Source organism: Citricoccus parietis (assembly GCF_042433045.1).
Taxonomy (GTDB): Bacteria; Actinomycetota; Actinomycetes; order Actinomycetales; family Micrococcaceae; genus Citricoccus; species Citricoccus parietis.
On the sequence record NZ_JBHLWH010000038.1, the window covers coordinates 1 to 15,376 of the forward strand.

Genomic DNA, 15,376 nt, shown 5'->3' on the forward strand with positions numbered 1-15,376 from the left:
TCTCTGTGAGCGAGGCCCCGGCCCGCAACCCCTCGCGAACCGCGACGGGTCAATACATACCGTCTAGCGGGCCACCAGCTCCGCCACCGAGCCGGGCCCCTTGGGGAGCGAGCGGGCGAAGATGACGGCACCGGCCGCCGCGATCGCCGCCACCGCCCAGATGCCGAAGGCCAGTCCGGCCATCCCCGTGACGGCGGAGAGCACCGCCGGCCCGGTGAGCATGCCGACATCGGACAGCTGCCGCCACAGTGCCAGGAACTGGGGCCGGCCCTCCGGCGGCGAGTAGTCGGCGCCGAGCGTCATCACGATCCCGGAGCCGAAGCCGTTGCCCAGGCCCACCACCACGGCCACCGCGGCGAACCACCAGGGGGATCCGGTCAACGGCACCAGTGCCGTGCCCAGGGCCAGTCCGGCCATGCAGAACACGGCCACCACGCGGCGTCCCCGGCGGTCCATGAGGAACCCCGAGGGGTAGAACATCACCAGATCGGCCAGCCCCGTGAGCCCGTAGACCGCCGAGGCCGCCGCTGGGCTCAAGCCGAGTTCCGTGGCCCACAGCGGGATCACAGCAGAACGGCTGGCCCGGGCCGCGGACAGGCACAGCACGCCGATGCCAGCGGTCAGCAGCACCCGGCGGTGCCGGCGTGCCAGCCACCGCATGGTGGGCCGGTGGCCCGGCCCGTTGGTGGCTGAAGAAGCGGGCGCAGCGGTGGGCGAGGCGGGCTGGGAGCTGCCGGCCGGCGTCGTTCCCGGTACGGGCAGGTCCTTGATGGTGAAGCTCATGCCGGCGGCGAGCACCATGGCCGCCGTGGCCACCACAAAGGCTCCCTGCAGGCCCATGACGGTCTGCAGTCCGGCCCCGAGGAAGGGCCCGGCGAACATGCCGACGCGGATGGTGCCGCCGAGGGTGGACATCGCCCGGGCCCGATGGCTGCCCGGGACGGCCACCGCGAGGTAGGACTGGCGGGCAAGGTTGAAGCCGGCGCCGGCCATGCCCACGATCACCAGGCCGGCGAGCAGCAGGCCGAGCCCGGTGTGATCCGCCACCGGCAGCCATCCGGCCACGGCGGCCAGGGTCACCAGGGCGCCGAGGGACCCCACCCAGGCGGAGACGATGATCGTGATGCGTTCACCGGCGCGGGAGGCCAGCCAGGCGGCCGGCGCATTGGCGACGAGGGAGCCGATGCTGACCAGGGTGACCGAGGCGGCCGCCAGTGCCAGTGAGGCGCCGAACGCCGTGGCGGCCGGGGCCATGGCCGGCATGATCGCGCCGAGGCCCACCGCGTAGACGGCCGAGGGCGCATAGATCTGGAAGGCCTGTTCCAGCGGTCCGCCGCGGAAACCCCCGAACCGGCGACGCCGGCGCTCGGCTGCGGACATGGCTCGCCTTTCGCTGGACTCGGGAGCCACGCTACCGGAGCGCGCCGGCCCGGCCGGTCAGAGGACCGGCCGGGCCAGCGCGGGATGGGTTTCTGTGCGGGACTGCCGCGCGGGACGGGCCTAGTCGAAGGACTCCGCGGTCTCGTAGCCCTGCCCGTTGTACTTCTGCACCACCACGGTGGACACGGCCGGCTGGCCGTCCTCGGTGGTGTTGACCGAGGTGCCCTCGAGCATCAGCGGGGCCTGCAGGTCCTCGATGCTGCGCAGGGCCTCCATGAAGTTCTCCCGGGTCGGCTCGGTCATGTTCTTGAAGGCCTCCTCCAGGGTGGCACCGACCATGTAGCTCCACATGCAGTGCGGGAAGTCCGGCGTGGTCGTGTAATCGGCGGCGTACTGCTCGAGGTTCTCCAGGAAGGCCACCACGTCCTCGTCCTCGGCGAAGGCCGGGCTCTGCGGGGCCTTGGCGAAGGACACCGAGTAGAAGCCGTCCTCAGCGTCAGCGGCGGCCGGCTCGAGGATGGCGACCGGGCTGGAGGTGTTGGACGGCAGGAACCAACTCGGGGACCAGCCCAGCTCGCGGCTCTTCTCGATCGAGGAGATCACGAGCGGGGTGATGGACATGGCGTTGAAGAACACGTCCGCGTCCGTCCCGGCGAGTTCGGTGAGTTGGGCGTCGACCGAGGTGTCCGTGGCCTCATAGGTCAGTTCCGAAACGATCTCGATGTTCTCAGAGCCGGAGATGGCCTCCTTGAAGCCCTCGACGTAGCCTTCGCCGTAGTCGTCGTTCTGGGACAGGATGGCGACGGTCAGGTCCTCGTCGGAACCGGCCAGCAGCTCACCGAAGGCCTCCCCCTCGTTCTGGTAGATCGGCACGAAGCCCAGCTGCCAGGGGCTCTCGGTCTGGTCGCTGAAGATCGGGTCACCGGTCTGGACGAGCACCTGGGGGACCTCGGAATCGATGGCGGCCTCGCGGTAGGCCCGGTTGGTGGGCGTGCCGAGGCCGGAGGTGAATGCGAAGACGTTGCCGTTGTTCTGCTGGAAGTTGGACAGCGCCTTCTGCGGATCGTAGGTGTCGTCGAACGCCTCGATCTCCACCGTGCGGGTCTTGCCGTCCCCGAACTCGATGCCGCCGGCCTCGTTGGCCGCGCCCATGTACGCGGCGAGTCCGGCCACCGTGCAGGTGCCCGGACCGGCCGTGCCGCCGCTGAGCGGGGTGGTGACGCCCAGGGTGATGGCCTCGTCCGTGATGCCGGGGCTGGCCGCCGCTCCGCCGCCGTCTCCACCGCCGTCCGATCCGCCGCCGTCAGAACGGCCGCATCCGGACAGGGCCATGGCGGCGACGGCGCCCATGGCAACGGCACTGAGGACCTTCTTCTTCAGGATCATGGCGAGTCTTCCTTTGCTGAAGCGGAACTGGGAGGGGTAGTGGGACTGGTACTGGATGACGGGCGCGATGAGCGGCCGGTCCAGCGGCGCAGCACCCTCGGCAGGCTGGCGACGCCGCCGGGGAGGACGAACAGCACCAGCAGCAGGATCGCGCCCTGGATGAGTGAGGTGAGCGTGGGGGCCACCTCGTTGGTGAAGTTGGGGACCAGCACGTAGTAGACGCCACCGATCAGCGAGCCGATGATGCTGCCGGCGCCGCCGACCACCATGGCGGCCAGCAGGCTGATCGAGTGGTGGAAGGCCAAAGTCTCGGGGGACGTGTACTGCACGACCACCATGTAGAGGAACCCGCTGACGCCGCCGACCATCGAGGCGATCGTGAAGGCGAGGACCTTGTACCGGTAGGGCGAGATGCCCATGGCCCCGGCCACGGCCTCGTTCTCCTTGACGATCCGGAAGGCCCGGCCGTACTTGCCGCGGACCAGGTTGAAGACCAGCAGGAAGGAGATCCCGCCGATGCCCAGCACGAGGTAGTACTGCCACTGGTCATTGGCCAGGCCGGTCCAGTCGGGCGCGGATGAGAACCGGGCGGAGATGCCCTGGGAGCCGCCGGTGAGATCGCTGAGCCGCTTGGCCAGGGGGACGCCGATGATCGGCAGGGCGATGGTCACCATGGCGATCGCCAGTCCCCCGAGCCGCGCGGCCGCCAGGGCCACGATCAGTCCGACCACGCCGGGGATGACGACGGCGGCGAGGAACACCAGCGCGATGTTCCAGCCGTTCTCCACCCCGTAGGCGGTGACGTAGGCGCCGAGGCCCAGGAAGAAGATCTGGCCGAGGGAGACCTGGCCCGTGTAGCCCATGATGACGTTGAGGCCGAGCACGGCGACGGCAAAGACGCCGACCCGCGCCAGCGTCTGGTTGACGGGGATGGGCAGCAGCAAGGGGGCCACCACGAGCAGCACCACGACCACCAGGGCGAGGGTGAGCTGGAACCACGGTGTCCGGAGCAGTCCGGTCTTCTGCGCGCCCATCAGACTCGCACCACGGTCTTGCGTCCGAACAGACCCTGGGGCCGCAGCAGGAGGACCACGAAGAGCAGGATGAAGGGCACCGCGATCTTCAGGTCATGGCCGATGATCGGCACGTAGACGGCGGCCAGGTTCTCCAGGACGCCGATCAGCCACGCCGCGACGACCACCCCGACGGGGCTGGTGATCCCACCGAGGATGACGGCGGCCAGCGCGTAGACGAGGGTGGTGTCCAGCATGCCCGGGGTCAGCGAGAGCCGCGGTGCCACGAGGGCTCCGGCGACCGCGCCGAGTGCGGCGGCCAGCCCCCAGCCGACCATGAGCAGCCGCCCGACCGGCAATCCCGCGAAGGACGCGGACTGACGGTTGTCCGCCACAGCACGCAGGGCCAGGCCCAGCTTGGTCTGGCGGAACAGCAACTGCAGCAGAACCATGATCCCGGCGATCGCCAGGAAGGTGCCGAGGGACCGCCAGCTGATCGCGGCACCCAGGAAGGTGAAGGCCGAGGACGGGAACAGGGAGGGGAACTGCAGGTTGTTGTAGGACCACAGCCACCCGCAGATGCCGGTGAGCAGGGTCAGCAGTCCGACCGTGACCACCACCTGGGTGTCCTCCGCCCCGCCCATGAAGCGGCGCATCAGGAAGCGTTCGATCAGTGCCCCGATGACGAACGAGGCCGCCACGGAGAGCAGGATGGCCACGATCAGGGGCAGCCCCAGCCCGAGGAAGGTGAAGGCCAGGTAGGCCGAGAGCACGGCCATGCCGCCCTGGGCGAAGTTGATCATGCCGGTGGACTGGTTGACCAGGACGATCGCCAGCGCGATCGCCCCGTAGACAGAGCCCATGGCGAGGCCGTCGACCACCAATTGGATGAAGGTTCCCATCATCAGCCTCCCAGGTATGCCTTGCGGATCTCGTCACGGCCCTTGAGCTCCGCCGAGGTTCCGCTCAGGACGCTGCGGCCCGTCTCCAGGACGGTCGCCGTGTCCACGATCGTGAAGGCGAGGTTGGCGTTCTGCTCCACGAGGAGCATGGCCACGCCGGTCTCCTCGCGCAGCGCCCGGATCGCGTCATAGACGGTCTTCGCGGTGCTGGGGGCCAGCCCGAGGGAGGCCTCGTCCAGCAGCAGGAGCTTGGGGCGAGCCATGTAGGCGCGGCCCACGGCCAGCATCTGCTGCTCGCCTCCGGACAGGGCCGAGGCGTTCGCGGTGTAGCGCTCCTGCAGGTTGGGGAACAGCTCCAGCAGGTGGTCGATGTCCTGCTGGATCCGCTTGCGGTCCTTGCGCAGGTAGCCCCCCACCTGGAGGTTCTCCTTGACCGTGAGGTTTCCCAGGGTGCCGCGCCCCTCCGGCACGTGGGCGATTCCGAGGGCGGCGACCTCGTTCGGCTTCCGGCCACGGATGTCCTGGCCCTCGAAGCGGATCTGTCCACCGGTCCTGACGGCACCGCTGATGGCGCGCAGGGTGGTGGTCTTCCCCGCTCCGTTGGCGCCGAGGATGCCTACGGCGCCCCGCTCGGGGACGCTCAGAGACACCCCGTGGAGCACTCGGACGGGGCCGTAGTGCGCCGTCAGGTCCGTGATCTCAAGCAGCGTCATCGCCGATGCCCTCCGCCGTGTCCGTACTGTCCTTGCTCTCCTTGCCCAGATACGCCTCGATCACCCGGGGATCGGACTGGGCCTCCGCCGCGGTCCCCTCCATGAGCTTGCTGCCGTGGTCCAGCACGACGACCCGGTCCGCCAGGGCGGAGATCACCCCCATGTGGTGTTCCACGATCACGAGCGTGATCTCGCCGACGGCCTTGAGGCCGTGGATGGTCTGGATGAACGCGTCGACCTCGCCGTGGGACAGCCCGGCGGCGGGCTCGTCCAGCAGCAGTACCTGCGGCCGCGCCATCAGGGCCCGGCACAGTTCCACGCCTTTGTGCAGGCCATGGGAGAGTTCGTCCGCGCTGCGGTGCGCCGCCCAGCCGAGGCCGAGGTCCTCCAACCGCCCCAGTGCCTCGGCCCTCAGCTCGCGTTCGCTGCGGACCATCGGCGGCAGGCGCACGGCCCACGACGCCGGCCCGCCCGGCAGGCGCGCGTGTCCGCCCAACAGCACGTTGTCCAGGACGGTGGACTCCAGTTGCAGCGCCGGGTGCTGGAAGGTCCGGGCGAGGCCGTGGCGGGACATGCCGGCCGGGCGGATCTGACTGATCTCGGCATCGTCGATCCGGATGGAGCCGGAGCTCGGCCGGTAGTGGCCGGAGATGCAATTGAACAGGGAGGTCTTGCCCGCCCCGTTGGGGCCGACCAGGCCGAGGACCGTTCCCGGTTCCACGGCGAAGCCGACATCCTTCAGGACGGTCACTCCGCCGAAGTGGAGGTTGACCTCCGCCAACGTCAAACGTGCTGCCATGTGCCCACTGACTCTTCCGGTGCGGGGTGAAGGGGGACACCACTCCCGTGGGAGTAGTGCAGACGGGTCAGGCCGGAGGGGGGTGATCCAGATCACAACCGCGTCTGGCTTGGATCGTAGGCGCATCCGGGCAGGATTGCCAACAATATTGGTGGCAATCAGTGGGACCGTGCCCTTTTCGTGACGTCCGGCCGGCAACCCCGTCGCCTGTGATCTCCCGCACAAGACCGGCCCCGGGGCCTCCCCGCCCGCCTCGGCACCAGCCCGTCGCCGCTAACATGTCCCCCATGCCTTCGCCAGAGTCGCCCTCCGCCCCCGCCACACTGGACACCGTGAACTCCGTGGACACCCCGGGCCCGAAGAACGCCCTGGACCGGTTCTTCATGATCACCAGACGCGGCTCGACGGTGGCCCAGGAGATCCGCGGCGGCCTCGCCACATTCCTGGCGATGAGCTACATCATCGTGCTCAACCCACTGGTCCTCTCCGGCCCCGACGCCAACGGGGACACCCTCGGCATCGCCCGGGTCGCCGCGGTGACCGCCCTCGTGGCCGGCATCTCCACCATCGCCATGGGCGTGTGGGCCCGCCACCCCTTCGCCCTGGCCGCCGGTCTGGGCGTCAACGCGCTCGTGGCCATCACGGTCGCCACCACCACCGGGATCACCTGGCCCGCCGTCATGGGCCTGGTGGTGATCGCCGGGCTGGTCATGGTCCTCCTCGTGGCCACCGGCTTCCGTCAGGCCGTGTTCAACGCCGTCCCGGACGCCCTGAAGACCGCGATCGTGGTGGGCATCGGCCTGTTCATCGCCCTGATCGGCCTGGTCAACTCGGGCTTCATCCGCCGGGTGCCCGATGCCGCCGGGACCACCGTGCCGGTCGGGCTGGGGACCGGCGGGGAACTGGAGGGCTGGCCGGTGCTGGTCTTCGTCGTCGGGCTGCTGGTGACCGCCGTGCTCGTGGTCCGCAAGACCCGCGGCGCCATCCTCATCGGGATCGTGGTGGCCACGGTGCTGGCCAACATCCTGGAGGCCGTCTTCCACATCGGCCCGTCCGTGGACGAGGCGGGCAACGCCAACCCCACCGGCTGGTCCCTGGTGGCCCCGTCCTTCCCCGAATGGTCCGCACCGGATCTCTCCCTCGTGGGCCAGGCCGACCTCCTCGGCGCCTTCACCCAGGTCGGCCCGCTGATGGCCTTGTTGCTGGTCTTCGCCATCCTGCTGTCCGTGTTCTTCGACGCCATGGGCACCTCCGTGGGCCTGGCCCGGGAGGCCGGAAACGTCACGAAGGACGGGGACATCCCGCACCTGAACCGGGTCCTCATGGTGGACGCGCTGGCCGTGTCCGGCGGCGGCGGTGCCTCCGGCTCCGCCAACCAGATCTTCGTGGAGTCCGGGACCGGCATCGGCGAGGGGGCCCGCACCGGCTTCGCCTCCGTGGTCACCGGTGTGCTGTTCCTGCTGGCGATGTTCCTGACACCGCTGATCTACCTGGTGCCGTTCGAGGCCGTGGCTCCGGCCCTCGTGGTGGTCGGCTTCATGATGGCCACCCAGGTGGTCCAGATCGACTGGTCGGACTGGGGCGCCGCCCTGCCGGCCTTCCTCACCTTCATCCTGATGCCGTTCACCTACTCGATCGCCAACGGCATCGGCGCCGGCATGATCGCCTACGCCGTCATCCGCACAGCGCAGGGCCGGGGCAAGGACGTCCACCCGCTGCTGTGGGTGGTGGCGGCGGCCTTCGTCGTCTACTTCGGCATGGGCGTCTTCCGCGGCCTGCTGGGCGTGTGAGTGCGGTGGTGACACACCCCACAGTCACCCTGCGGTACGGTCTGAGTCGTTAAGAACCATTAACCCAGCCAACCGCACCCCAGGAGCACCATGGAGTTCACCGACCGCACGTTCCTTGTCACCGGCGGGGCCTCCGGCCTCGGCGCCGCCACCGCCCGAGCCCTGCTGGCCCGTGGCGCCCGCGTGGTGGCCGCCGACCTCAAGGGCACACCTCCTTCAGGGGCCGTCCTCGTCGAGACGGACGTGACGGACCCGGCGCAGGTGGCCCACGCCGTGGAGGTGGCGGGCCAGCAGGGCGGGCCGCTGGCCGGCGTCGTGAACTGTGCCGGTATCGCCACCGCGGAGAAGGTGCTCGGCAGGCAGGGGCCGCACGAGCTGGAGTCCTTCGCGCGGACCGTGCAGATCAACCTCATCGGCACATTCAACGTGATCCGCCTGGCGTCCGAGGCGATGGCACAGAACGAGCCCGGAGAGGACGGCGAGCGCGGGATCATCATCAATACCGCCTCCGTGGCGGCCTTCGACGGCCAGATCGGCCAGGCCGCGTACTCGGCCTCCAAGGGCGGCGTGGCCGCCATGACCCTGCCGATCGCCCGCGAGCTGGCCCGCCATGGCATCCGCGTCATGACGATCGCCCCGGGCATCTTCTGGACCCCCATGATGGCGGGGCTGCCCGAGTCCGCGCAGGAGTCGCTGGGCCAGCAGGTCCCGTTCCCGTCCCGCCTCGGCCAGCCGGAGGAGTACGCGGAGCTGGCCCTGCACATCATGCAGAACCGCATGCTCAACGGGGAGACCATCCGCCTGGACGGCGCCATCCGCATGGCCCCGAAGTAGACCCTGCCTCCACAGAGCCTCAGCGCCACAGTGCGACGGCACCTCAGCCGAGAGCGGACCGCCCGCCCCCACACCCGGGGCCGGCGGTCCGTGCTGTTGAATGGCCTGTATGACTTCCGCGAGCTCCCAGCACACCAGCACGGATACCACGACGCCGGCCGGCGGCTCCCAGCCCCCGGTGGCCGAGGCGCGGCCCGTGACCCGCACACACCACGGGCACACGTTCACCGACGACTTCGACTGGCTGCGGGACAAGGAGTCCGACGAGGTCATCGCGCACCTCAACGCCGAGAACGCGTACACGGCATCCGTGACGGCAGACCAGGAACCGTTGCGCGCGGCGATCTTCGGGGAGATCAAGGCCCACACCGTGGAGACCGACCTGTCCGTGCCCTCCCGCAAGGACGGCTGGTGGTACTTCGTGCGCACCGAGGAGGGCCAGCAGTACGCCACCCACTGCCGCGTCCGGGCCACCGACACCGGTGACCGACTGGCCGACTGGACTCCGCCGGTGATCGAGCCCGGCGTGCCGGTGGCCGGCGAACAGGTCATCCTGGACGGCAACGCCGAAGCTGAGGGCCAGCCCTTCTTCTCCCTGGGCGGGATCGCCGTCTCGCGGGACGGGAACCTGATGGCCTACGCCGTGGACCACGCCGGGGACGAGCGCTTCACCCTGCGCATCCGGGACCTGCGCACCGGTACGGACCTGGCGGACGAGATCCCCAACGTGTCCTACGGGCTGGTGTTCGACGCCACCGGTACCCGGGTGTTCTACACCGTCCCGGACGACTCCTGGCGCCCCTACCGGATCCTCGCCCACACCCTCGGCACCGGCGTGGAGCAGGACCGCCTGCTGTTCCAGGAGGACGATCCCGGCATGTGGTCCGGCTTCGGGCTCTCCGCGGACCGTACCGAATTGCTGGTCTCCGTGGGCAACTCGGAGATCGCCGAGACGCTCGCCCTGGACCTGCCCGACTCCCCCGACGAGCCGCTGGGCGAGTTGCGGATGCTGGTCTCCCGGGATCTCGGACTGTTGCATGACGTGGATCCGGTCACCCTGGACACCGCCGGCCGCCAGGGCGGCCAGGGCGGCCAGGGCGGCCAGGACAGCACCGGCCGGTACTACGTGATCGTGCACAACAAGGATTTCTCCAGCGAGGACGAGGAGCACGGCCCCACGCCAGCCCCGAACAACATGGTGTCACTGGCAGCCCGGGACACGGTGACGGATCCGCGGTTCTGGCGCACCGTCGTGCGGCATTCAGACTCCACGAAGGTGGACGGCACTGCGGTCACCGCCACGCATCTGGTCCTGGGCGTGCGCCGCGAGACGACCCCGCGCACCCTGGTGATGCCGCTGGCTGGACTGGGTACCGAGGGGCAGGCGGCGCCGGTGGAGCCGGACTTCGGCGAGGAGCTGTACTCCTGCGAACTGGGAGCGGCCCCCTTCGACTCGCCGTTCCTGCGGCTCGGGTACTCCTCCTGGGTCACTCCCACCCAGGTCCTGGACTACGAGGTGGACGGCGGGGAGGACTCGGGCCGGCTGCACCTGCGCCGGCAGGTCGAGGTCCCGGGCTACGACCCGGAGCAGTACCTCGTGGAGCGCTGGTGGGCCCCGGCCGAGAGCGCCGCCGGGGACGCCCGCAAGGCCGCCATCCCGCTGACCGTGATCCGCCGCCAGGATACCGAGTGGGACGGCTCGAACCCGTGTGTGGTCTACGGCTACGGCAGCTACGAGATGTCCATGGACCCTGGCTTCACCGCCGCGCGGCTGTCCCTGCTGGACCGGGGCGTGGTCTACGTGGTGGCGCACGTGCGCGGCGGGGGCGAGCTGGGCCGCGGCTGGTACGACCACGGCAAGAAGCTGCACAAGAAGAACTCGTTCACCGACTTCGTTGACGCCACCCGCTTCGTGGCGCAGTCCGGCTGGGTGGACCCGGACCGGATCGCGGCGATGGGCGGCTCCGCCGGCGGACTGCTCATGGGCGGCGTGCTGAACCTGGCCCCCGAGCTGTACCGGGCCTGCGTGGCCCAGGTGCCGTTCGTGGACGCGCTGACCTCCATCCTGGACCCGGACCTGCCGCTGTCCGCCCTGGAGTGGGAGGAGTGGGGCAACCCCATCACCGATCCCGAGGTCTACCGGTACATGCAGGAGTACACCCCCTACGAGAACGTGCGCGCGGTGGACTACCCGGCGGTCGCCGCGGTGACCTCCCTGAATGACACCCGCGTGCTGTACGTGGAGCCGGCCAAGTGGGTCCAGCAGCTGCGCCGCACCGTCACCTCGGACCAGACCACGCCGCTGGCCGAGGGCGGTGCCCCGATCGTGCTCAAGACCGAGATGGACGGCGGCCACGGCGGCGCCTCCGGCCGGTACCGGGCCTGGGAGGACCGCGCCTGGGACTACGCGTTCCTGCTGACGGCCCTGGGCGCCACCGAGCTCCGCTGATCCGCCGACCGGCGCCCGGCCAGGGTCACGATCAGCGGCGTTGAGCCTGGAGGGATTCACGCGAAAGGGGGCTTGATCCGTGAATCCCTCCAGACACAACATTGGCGGCAGCCGTGGTCAGGCCCTGCGCCGTGGCGGGTCAGGGCGCGCAGGGGCCGAGCTTCGCCCGGACCGCCGCCAGCTCGGCCTCGGTCATGCCGTGGGCGGTGAGGAGATCGGCCACGGCCTCGGCATCCGGCAGCGAGGCGGCGAACTCCTCCAGGGCCTCGATCCGACCGGAGAGGAACGCGTCCAGCTCCGCCCCGTCCAGATGCCGCTCATGGGGGTGGGGCACGGGGCTGATGCGGTGCCATTCGTTGATGCCGCGAGCGCCGGCGTCGTACTGGGGTCCGACCAGGTCCCGGCGGCCGGCGAGCAACAGCAGCAGGGTGACCACCAGGCCCGTCCGGTCCCGCCCGGCCGAGCAGTGCAGCACCACCGAGCCGGGCGCGGCGGCGATGGCCGTGAACACGGCGGCCACACGGTCCGGGAAATACTGGAGCGTGGACGGGTAGTACCGCGGATGGTTGGGATACGGTGCGCCGTCGGCGAGCGCAGGGGCCAGATAGTCCTCATAACCGTCATGCGTGTGATCCTCCACGGGCCGGTGCAGGATCTCGATGCCGGCATAGGCCGCCTCGGACACCTCAGGGTCGGTGGGGCGGCGCCGGCGCTCGGGGGTGCCGCGGAGGTCGATCACCGTACTCACGCCGTCCCGGCGCAGCTGCTGCCAACCGTGATCCGTCAGCCATTCCAGCCGTCCCATCCGGTAGACGCCACCCAGGACGCGGCGGGCGTTAACCGCCCCCTCCCAGATCACGGGGGCCGTGAAATCCTCGCTCATGCAACCCACTGTGCCACTGTCGCGACCCTCAGCGCCGACCGTGATGTATCTCACCTGGATTTGACCTGGCCCCCACCACCTCGGCTACGGTCGATTGTCTGCAATCCCAGGTGGGTCCCCGAGTCAGCATTCCGGGGCCGTCCTCACCGGACTCGACTCCGGCGCCCCTGGTCCACCCTCCCTGGGAGGACCGGGCCTCACGCCCGATCGGCCCTGGAACACCCCTGGCGGGGTGAACCGCACCAGGAAGATCACCTGTGTCCGAAACAGAGTCCCATCCCTCGGTAGTTCTCCCCTCTGGCTCGCCCCAGACGGCCCCGCAGTCCGGCCAGTCCCGGCGGCGCAACCGCTTCTCCCGGCCGACCCGTCCGCCGCGGAAGAAGACCCCGGCCGCCGCCATCCGCAAGGCCACGGCCGCCTCGGCCCTCGGCAACGCGACGGAGTGGTACGACTACGGCGTCTACGCCGTGGCCACCGCCTACATCACGCAGAACTTCTTCCCGGGCGAGGGCGGCATGCTGCTGACCCTGGCGACGTTCGCGATCTCCTTCCTGGTCCGCCCGATCGGCGGCCTCGTCTGGGGTCCGCTGGGTGACCGGATCGGCCGCAAGGGCATCCTCGCCCTGACCATCCTGATGATGTCCGGTGCCACGTTCCTCATCGGCGTGCTGCCGACCTTCGAACAGGTCGGCGTCCTGGCCCCGGTCCTGCTGATCGTGCTGCGCATGGTCCAGGGCTTCTCCACCGGCGGCGAGTACGGCGGTGCGGCCACCTACATGTCCGAGTACGCCCCGGACCGCAAGCGCGGCTTCTTCGGCTCGTTCCTGGAGTTCGGCACCCTGGGCGGCTTCGCCCTGGGCACGGCGATCATGCTCCTGCTGGAACTCATCCTCTCCCCCGAGCAGATGTCCTCCTGGGGCTGGCGCCTGCCCTTCCTGCTGGCCGCCCCCATGGGCCTGATCGGCTTCTACCTGCGCTCCAAGCTGGACGACACCCCGGTCTATGAGGAGATGAACGGCTCGCCTGACCACGGCACCGCGCATGACGCCGGCGCGCCGGGTGAGGCCCCCACCGCACCGGCCGCTTCGGCCGCTTCGGCTGGCCCCACCACGGCGGAAGGCGCCTCGGCGAGCGGGACTCCCACGCCGCCGTCGTTGCCGGCGCTGTTCCGCGAGCACTGGAAGCCGATGCTGGTGATGACCGGGCTGGTGATCTCGGTGAACGTGGTCAACTACACGCTGTTGTCCTACATGCCGACCTACCTGGAGCAGCAGATCGGCCTGCCGGCTGCGGCCGGCCTGATGGTCATCCTCATCGGCGAGGTCGCCATGATGGCGCTCATGCCGTGGGCCGGCGGCCTCTCGGACAAGCACGGGCGCAAGCCGTCCTGGTTCTTCTCCCTGGGCGGGCTGATCCTGCTGGCCATCCCGATGTTCATGCTGATGGGCATGAACTTCGGACTGGCGATCCTCGGCTTCGCCGTACTGGGCCTGCTGTACATCCCGCAGCTGTCCACGATCACCGCCACGTTCCCGGCCATGTTCCCGACCCACGCCCGGTTCTCCGGCTTCGCGATCACCTACAACATCGCCACGTCCATCTTCGGCGGCACCGCCGCCCTGGTGAACGAATGGGGCATCGGTGTCACGGGCGATGTGCAGTTCCCGGCGTACTACATGATGGCCGCCTGCGCCGTGGGCCTGGTCTGCGCCTGGTTCATGCGGGAGACCGCCGGCGCCTCCCTGCGCGGCTCCGAGGTCCCCGGATCCATCGGCTCCGCCGTGGTCCCCGGCTCCCCGGCCGAGACGGCCCTCGAGGAGGGGCGCCAGCCCGAGCAGCGGACGATGGACGAGGAGCAGATGCTCACCCTGGCCGCCGAGGCCCGCGAGGCCGCCGCCACCGGCGCCGGCGGTGTGGCGATGCATGGGCGAGACGGGGCTGACGGTGTCGGTGACGGTGTCGAGGATCCCGACGGCGGCACCCGCGTGGGTGCGCCCGTCACCTGATCAGCCTCCCTCACCGGCCTGATGCGCCCCGATTGAGTCTGGACCATTTCACGCGAAGACTCCCTTCTCGTGTGAAAGGGTCCAGACTCATGTGCACATACTTCGCAAGGGGAGAGCCTCACCGAGGTCTAACTCATCACGGAAGCACTGAAAGCCTATCTGGCGGCGTAGGCGCGCGAACGGACGCACCACCCCCTGGAACTAGACTCGGCCGGGTGAGCACTGAACAGACCTCCCCCGCAACCGCCTACCCTAACGCCCTGCCGGAGAAGGTGTCGGACCTCTTCGACCCGCAGCACTGGCGGGTGGTGAACGGCTTCGACTTCGAGGACCTCACCTACCACCGCCAGGTGGAGCGGGACTCCTCCGGGGCGATCGTGCGGGACCTGCCGACCGTCCGCATCGCCTTCGACCGCCCGGAGGTCCGCAACGCGTTCCGGCCCGGCACGGTGGACGAGCTGTACCGGGCGCTGGACCACGCCCGCATGACGACGGACGTCGGCTGCATCCTGCTCACCGGCAACGGCCCCTCCGCCAAGGACGGCGGCCACTCGTTCTGCTCCGGTGGCGACCAGCGCATCCGCGGCCGGGACGGCTACCGCTACGCCGGGGGGGACACTGCCGAGACCGTAGACCCGGCCCGCGCCGGCCGCCTGCACATCCTCGAGGTCCAGCGGCTCATGCGCACCACGCCCAAGCCGGTCATCGCCGTCGTCAACGGCTGGGCGGCCGGCGGCGGGCACTCCCTGCACGTGGTGGCCGACCTGACGATCGCCTCGAGGCAGCACGGGAAGTTCAAGCAGACCGACGCCACGGTGGGCTCCTTCGACGCCGGCTACGGCTCCGAGCTGCTGGCCCGCCACGCCGGCCAGAAGAACGCCCGGGCCATCTTCTTCCTCGGCCGCGAGTACTCCGCCGAACAGATGGTGCAGATGGGCGCGGTGAACGAGGCCGTGGACCACGAGCGCCTCGAGGAGGTGGCCCTCGAGTACGCCGCGGACATCAACCGCCAGTCCCCGCAGGCCATCCGCATGCTCAAGTTCGCCTTCAACATGGCCGACGACGGCATGGCCGGCCAGCAGGTCTTCGCCGGCGAGGCCACCCGCATGGGCTACATGACGGATGAGGCCGTGGAGGGCCGGGACGCGTTCCTGCAGAAGCGTGATCCCGACTGGTCGGCGTTCCCGCACCACTTCTGAGCGGGCTGGGCGTCAGGCCCGG

12 protein-coding genes are annotated in these 15,376 nt (G+C 69.9%); 5 read left to right on the plus strand and 7 right to left on the minus strand.

Annotated elements, in window-relative coordinates:
- Positions 1 to 63: 63 nt before the first annotated feature.
- The 6 genes from ACFFIO_RS12665 to ACFFIO_RS12690 all read right to left on the minus strand — a co-directional run bounded on the left by ACFFIO_RS12665 (position 64) and on the right by ACFFIO_RS12690 (position 6,193).
- Positions 64 to 1,380 (minus strand): MFS transporter, encoded by a 1,317-nt coding sequence (locus tag ACFFIO_RS12665; protein ID WP_378042283.1) that lies wholly within the window; start codon positions 1,378 to 1,380, stop codon positions 64 to 66.
- Positions 1,381 to 1,500: 120 nt separating this feature from the next.
- Positions 1,501 to 2,766, minus strand: a complete 1,266-nt coding sequence (locus ACFFIO_RS12670) for an ABC transporter substrate-binding protein (RefSeq protein WP_378042285.1) — start codon at positions 2,764 to 2,766, stop codon at positions 1,501 to 1,503.
- The gene (locus ACFFIO_RS12675; protein WP_378042287.1) at positions 2,763 to 3,800 is read right to left on the minus strand and encodes a branched-chain amino acid ABC transporter permease; all 1,038 of its coding nucleotides are present in this window, start codon (positions 3,798 to 3,800) and stop codon (positions 2,763 to 2,765) included. The genes ACFFIO_RS12670 and ACFFIO_RS12675 overlap by 4 nt, the downstream gene beginning before the upstream one ends.
- Positions 3,800 to 4,684 carry a branched-chain amino acid ABC transporter permease gene (locus ACFFIO_RS12680; protein WP_236557925.1) on the minus strand — a complete coding sequence of 295 codons (885 nt, stop codon included), beginning with the start codon at positions 4,682 to 4,684 and terminating at the stop codon, positions 3,800 to 3,802. The genes ACFFIO_RS12675 and ACFFIO_RS12680 overlap by 1 nt, the downstream gene beginning before the upstream one ends.
- Complete coding sequence (locus ACFFIO_RS12685; protein ID WP_378042289.1) at positions 4,684 to 5,394, minus strand: ABC transporter ATP-binding protein; 711 nt, start codon at positions 5,392 to 5,394, stop codon at positions 4,684 to 4,686. The genes ACFFIO_RS12680 and ACFFIO_RS12685 overlap by 1 nt, the downstream gene beginning before the upstream one ends.
- Positions 5,381 to 6,193: an ABC transporter ATP-binding protein gene (locus ACFFIO_RS12690; RefSeq protein ID WP_378042290.1), complete on the minus strand. Its 813-nt coding sequence runs from the start codon at positions 6,191 to 6,193 to the stop codon at positions 5,381 to 5,383. Before ACFFIO_RS12690 ends, ACFFIO_RS12685 begins: the two co-directional genes overlap by 14 nt.
- A gap of 287 nt (positions 6,194 to 6,480) precedes the next feature.
- Between ACFFIO_RS12690 and ACFFIO_RS12695 the strand changes: the two genes are divergently transcribed.
- From ACFFIO_RS12695 to ACFFIO_RS12705, 3 genes are all read left to right on the plus strand, one after another.
- Positions 6,481 to 7,983: an NCS2 family permease gene (locus ACFFIO_RS12695; protein WP_378042292.1), complete on the plus strand. Its 1,503-nt coding sequence runs from the start codon at positions 6,481 to 6,483 to the stop codon at positions 7,981 to 7,983.
- A gap of 90 nt (positions 7,984 to 8,073) precedes the next feature.
- On the plus strand, positions 8,074 to 8,817 hold the full coding sequence (locus ACFFIO_RS12700) for a 3-hydroxyacyl-CoA dehydrogenase (protein ID WP_378042293.1): 744 nt from the start codon (positions 8,074 to 8,076) through the stop codon (positions 8,815 to 8,817).
- Between the two features lie 109 nt (positions 8,818 to 8,926).
- Positions 8,927 to 11,266 carry a S9 family peptidase gene (locus tag ACFFIO_RS12705; RefSeq protein ID WP_378042295.1) on the plus strand — a complete coding sequence of 780 codons (2,340 nt, stop codon included), beginning with the start codon at positions 8,927 to 8,929 and terminating at the stop codon, positions 11,264 to 11,266.
- Between the two features lie 139 nt (positions 11,267 to 11,405).
- Here ACFFIO_RS12705 and ACFFIO_RS12710 read toward each other — a convergent pair whose 3' ends face one another.
- Entirely contained in the window at positions 11,406 to 12,149 is a 744-nt protein-coding gene (locus ACFFIO_RS12710; protein WP_378042296.1) for a tyrosine-protein phosphatase, read from the minus strand.
- Positions 12,150 to 12,547: 398 nt separating this feature from the next.
- Between ACFFIO_RS12710 and ACFFIO_RS12715 the strand changes: the two genes are divergently transcribed.
- Positions 12,548 to 14,155: an MFS transporter gene (locus ACFFIO_RS12715; protein ID WP_378042402.1), complete on the plus strand. Its 1,608-nt coding sequence runs from the start codon at positions 12,548 to 12,550 to the stop codon at positions 14,153 to 14,155.
- A gap of 215 nt (positions 14,156 to 14,370) precedes the next feature.
- Positions 14,371 to 15,354 (plus strand): 1,4-dihydroxy-2-naphthoyl-CoA synthase, encoded by a 984-nt coding sequence (locus ACFFIO_RS12720; protein WP_378042298.1) that lies wholly within the window; start codon positions 14,371 to 14,373, stop codon positions 15,352 to 15,354.
- Positions 15,355 to 15,376: the final 22 nt, after the last annotated feature.

Coding starts and splice junctions, on each gene's coding strand:
- ACFFIO_RS12665 (WP_378042283.1), bottom strand. CDS start 1,380: ATGTCCGCAGCCGAGCGCCGGCGTCGCCGGTTCGGGGGTTTCCGCGGC.
- ACFFIO_RS12700 (WP_378042293.1), top strand. CDS start 8,074: ATGGAGTTCACCGACCGCACGTTCCTTGTCACCGGCGGGGCCTCCGGC.
- ACFFIO_RS12710 (WP_378042296.1), bottom strand. CDS start 12,149: ATGAGCGAGGATTTCACGGCCCCCGTGATCTGGGAGGGGGCGGTTAAC.
- ACFFIO_RS12680 (WP_236557925.1), bottom strand. CDS start 4,684: ATGATGGGAACCTTCATCCAATTGGTGGTCGACGGCCTCGCCATGGGC.
- ACFFIO_RS12670 (WP_378042285.1), bottom strand. CDS start 2,766: ATGATCCTGAAGAAGAAGGTCCTCAGTGCCGTTGCCATGGGCGCCGTC.
- ACFFIO_RS12675 (WP_378042287.1), bottom strand. CDS start 3,800: ATGGGCGCGCAGAAGACCGGACTGCTCCGGACACCGTGGTTCCAGCTC.
- ACFFIO_RS12695 (WP_378042292.1), top strand. CDS start 6,481: ATGCCTTCGCCAGAGTCGCCCTCCGCCCCCGCCACACTGGACACCGTG.
- ACFFIO_RS12685 (WP_378042289.1), bottom strand. CDS start 5,394: ATGACGCTGCTTGAGATCACGGACCTGACGGCGCACTACGGCCCCGTC.
- ACFFIO_RS12705 (WP_378042295.1), top strand. CDS start 8,927: ATGACTTCCGCGAGCTCCCAGCACACCAGCACGGATACCACGACGCCG.
- ACFFIO_RS12690 (WP_378042290.1), bottom strand. CDS start 6,193: ATGGCAGCACGTTTGACGTTGGCGGAGGTCAACCTCCACTTCGGCGGA.